General features: G+C 75.8%; 2 pseudogenes. One reads left to right on the forward strand and one right to left on the reverse strand.

Annotated features, from left to right (window positions below):
• Positions 1 to 448, forward strand: a pseudogene (locus tag A5622_RS13190) (CoA transferase); the annotation flags it as partial.
• 26 nt (positions 449 to 474) lie between these two features.
• Here the strand turns inward: A5622_RS13190 and A5622_RS30755 are convergent.
• Positions 475 to 528, reverse strand: a pseudogene (locus A5622_RS30755) (hypothetical protein); the annotation flags it as partial.
• Positions 529 to 553: the final 25 nt, after the last annotated feature.

Raw genomic sequence — 553 nt, forward strand, 5'->3', positions numbered from 1 at the left:
GGCCGCCTTCTGGTCGCGGGCCGGGGTGGCGCACCTGCTCACCCGCCCCGGCGACACGCCCCCGTTCCAGCGCGGCGGCATGGGCGACCACTCCGCCGGGATGACGATGGCCGCGGCCGTGTGCGCGGCGCTGCTCGCGCGCGAACGCACCGGGACGGGCCAACTGGTCACGACCTCGCTGTACCGGCAGGGCGCCTACACCGTCAGCTTCGACCTCAACACCTATCTGATGAGCGGCCAGCCGATCGCGATCGGCCAGCGCGAAACGATGGGCAACCCGTGCATGAACAACTACGCCGCCTCCGACGGGCGGCGGTTCTGGATCGTCGGCCTGGAGCCCGAGCGGCACTGGCCGGCGCTGTGCCGCGCGGTGGGCCGGCCCGAGTGGCGCGACGACCCGCGCTTCGCCGATGCCCGGGCCCGCGCCGCGCACACGGCCGCGGCCATCGTCATCCCGGCGGAGTGGTCGCCCATGCCGCCGCGCTGGAACGGGGGCGTGTCGCCGGGGCGGGTGAGCAGGTGCGCCACCCCGGCCCGCGACCAGAAGGCGGCC

The organism is Mycobacterium sp. 1245801.1, from assembly GCF_001673055.1.
In the GTDB taxonomy this organism is placed as follows: Bacteria; Actinomycetota; Actinomycetes; order Mycobacteriales; family Mycobacteriaceae; genus Mycobacterium; species Mycobacterium europaeum_A.